This window comes from Aminobacter sp. P4_H6_2 (assembly GCF_056400805.1).
Genome location: NZ_JBFUKO010000641.1, coordinates 1 through 2,952, shown reverse-complemented (window position 1 = coordinate 2,952; position 2,952 = coordinate 1). Strand labels below are relative to the sequence as shown.

Below are 2,952 nucleotides of genomic sequence, written 5' to 3'. Positions count from 1 at the left end.
CGCTCGACCTTGATGCCATCATGGCCCTCGCCACACCGCTCTCGCCCGGCTGTGGCGACCAGAGCTTTGCGCTTTCGCCGCCCGGCCAGCGCATCGCCCTCGCCCAGGACGCCGCCTTCACCTTCCTCTACCCGCACGTCGCCGCCCACTGGCGCGCCGTGGGGGCTGAGCTTGTGCCGTTCTCGCCGCTCGCCGACCAGGCGCCAGACGCTTCCTGCGACGTCTGCTGGTTGCCCGGCGGTTATCCCGAACTGCACCCCGGCCGGCTCGCCGCGGCACAAAGTTTCCTCTCGGGCACACGCCACTTCGCCGAGACCAAGCCGGTCCATGGCGAGTGCGGTGGCTTCATGGTGCTTGGCGAAACCATCGAAGACGCCGATGGCGCGACCCACCCGATGCTCGGCCTGCTCGGCCATGCCACCAGCTTCGCCAAGCGCAAGATGAATCTTGGCTATCGCCAGGCGCGCCTCGCCGCACCGTGCCCGCTGGGTGAAGCCGGCGACGCCATCCGTGGCCACGAGTTCCACTACGCCCAGACGGTCAAGAAAGGCGAGGACTTGCCGCTCGGCGACATCGCCGACGGCCAGGGCAATCCAATCGGCACGTTCGGTGGCCGACGCGGCTACGTCACTGGTACTTTCTTCCACGCCATAGCGAGGGCCTGAGATGGCCCCGCCGGCGACAATCTTCGACGACTTCCGCATCGGACTGGTCTTCTTCACGCGCCTGCCGCTGGCACATTTCGAAGTGCGCGACCGCACACTGGCCGACGCCATCTGGACCGCACCGCTGGCCGGGCTGGTCGTCGCCGCTGTCGCATGGCTCGCTTACGCCGTCGCTACGCTGCTCGGCCTTTCGCCCAGCCTCGCCGCAGCCCTTGCCTTGACAGCTGGAATGCTCATCACCGGCTGCCTGCATGAGGACGGGCTGTCCGACACTGCGGACGGCTTCGGCGGCGGTCGCACGCGCGAGCGCAAGCTCAAGATCATGCGCGACAGCCGCATCGGCACCTATGGCGCCTGCGCATTGGCGCTGTCGATCCTCGCGCGCTGGAGCGCGATATCGGAACTGACCACGCTCGGCCACGTCTTTATTGGCCTCGTCGTCGCCCATGTCGCCTCGCGCGCACTCATCCCCACCTTCATGCAGATGTTGCCACAGGCACGCATCGACGGCCTGTCGGCCGGTGTCGGCACGCTGTCCGACAGTGTTGTCCTGACTGCCCTCGCCGTCGGCGCTGTGGCGTTGCTGCTGCTCGGCCTCCAGGGCGCGGTCGTCGCTGCCTTTTGCCTGGCACTGCTGTTTGTCGCATTTCGAAAACTCTGCCTCGCCCAGATTGGCGGCCAGAGCGGCGACACCATCGGCGCCATCCAGCAGCTCGCCGAGATCACGTTGCTTTTCGCCGCTTCCGCCATCCTGGCTTGATTCATATCAGGAGTATTCGCAGCCATGGCCTTCAAATCGCTCGATGAATTGCGCGCAGCCTGCCTTGACCTACCGGCTGGCAGCGATGCCGCGGCAGACGCAGTCGCGCGCCGCCAGGATACGCTGACCAAGCCGCGCGGCAGTCTGGGCAAGCTCGAAACCATCGCCGCTTGGCTGGCGCGCTGGCAGGGTCGCGACATGCCCAGCCTCGACAGGGTCAAGGTCATTGTCTTTGCCGGCAACCATGGCGTGACCGCCCAAGGCGTGTCGGCCTATCCCTCCGAAGTAACGGTTCAGATGGTGGCGAATTTTGCTGGCGGCGGTGCCGCCATCAATCAGCTCGCCCGCCTTGCCGGTGCCGAGCTGTCGGTGATCCCGCTCGACCTCAACCACCCCACCGGCGACTTCACGCAAGACGTTGCGATGAACGAGGCGGAGTTCCTCGCCGCCGTCGCCACCGGCTATGAAGCGGTCGACGAGGACCTCGACCTGATCTGCTTCGGCGAAATGGGCATCGGCAACACGACCCCTGCTGCGGCAATAGCCGCGGCACTCTTCGGCGGCACAGGCTGCGATTGGGCCGGCCGTGGCACAGGCGTCGACGATTCGGGCCTGTCGCGCAAATTCGCCGCTATCGACGCTGGCCTTGCTCGCCACGCCGCGAGCCTCGCCGATCCGTTAGCTGTTGCCGCAGCACTCGGTGGCCGCGAACTCGCCGCAATCCTGGGCGCCACGCTCGCCGCGCGTCACCTTGGCGTGCCCGTCCTGCTTGATGGTTTTGTCGTCACCGCAGCTGCTGCTCCGCTCGCGAAATTGCACCCCCAGGGCCTTGCCCACACCCTATCCGCCCATGTCTCCGCCGAAGCCGGTCACCGCCAGCTTCTCGAAGCGCTTTCGCTTTCGCCCCTGCTCGATATGGGCATGCGGCTTGGTGAAGGCTCGGGCGCTTGCCTTGCGGTCAACATCGTGCGCTCAGCGCTCGAATGCCACGCCCGCATGGCGAGTTTTGCCGAAGCAGGCGTCACCGACAAATAGTCGGGATTTTTCGGTTCGACAGGGACACGACTGTCGGGCCGGAAAATGATTTCTTCTGCAATGCCAAAAGTAGACAAAAAATCTCCATCCCGTAGCAGAGGCAACTTGCCTCTGCCTCCCGCGAACGCAACCTCCCGACTATCTTGCGGCCTACTTTAGCCATTTGCCGCTTGTCTCAGGAGAATGCCCCCATGAAACGCTTTCTACTCGTTGGCGTCGCCCTCGCCGCGCTCCTCGCCGGCCCGCTGCAGGCCAATGCCGCAGACAAGCTGCTCAATGCCTCCTATGATGTCGCCCGCGAGCTTTTCGCCGCCGAGAACGCGGCGTTCATCGCCAAGAACCCCGGCGTCACCGTCGACCAGTCACATGCCGGCACCTCCAAGCAGGCGCGCGCCATCGTCGAGGGGCTTGAGGCAGACGTCGTCACCTTCAATCAGGTCACCGACATCGAGTTCCTGGTCAAGAACGGCTTCGTTTCCGACGACTGGAAGA

General features: G+C 65.3%; 3 protein-coding genes and 1 pseudogene. All 4 read left to right on the top strand.

Going from position 1 to position 2,952, the window contains the following annotated elements; translation table 11 throughout:
* Positions 1–665: pseudogene (locus AC1DUU_RS27910) on the top strand (cobyrinate a,c-diamide synthase); the annotation flags it as partial.
* A 1-nt stretch (position 666) separates the two neighbouring features.
* Complete coding sequence (gene cobS, locus AC1DUU_RS27905) at positions 667–1,425, top strand: adenosylcobinamide-GDP ribazoletransferase (protein ID WP_476786591.1); 759 nt, start codon at positions 667–669, stop codon at positions 1,423–1,425.
* 24 nt (positions 1,426–1,449) lie between these two features.
* Positions 1,450–2,460, top strand: a complete 1,011-nt coding sequence (gene cobT / locus AC1DUU_RS27900) for a nicotinate-nucleotide--dimethylbenzimidazole phosphoribosyltransferase (RefSeq protein WP_476786590.1) — start codon at positions 1,450–1,452, stop codon at positions 2,458–2,460.
* Positions 2,461–2,651: 191 nt separating this feature from the next.
* Positions 2,652–2,952, top strand: a 301-nt coding sequence (locus tag AC1DUU_RS27895) for a substrate-binding domain-containing protein (protein ID WP_476786589.1), incomplete at its 3' end; no start/stop codon positions are given.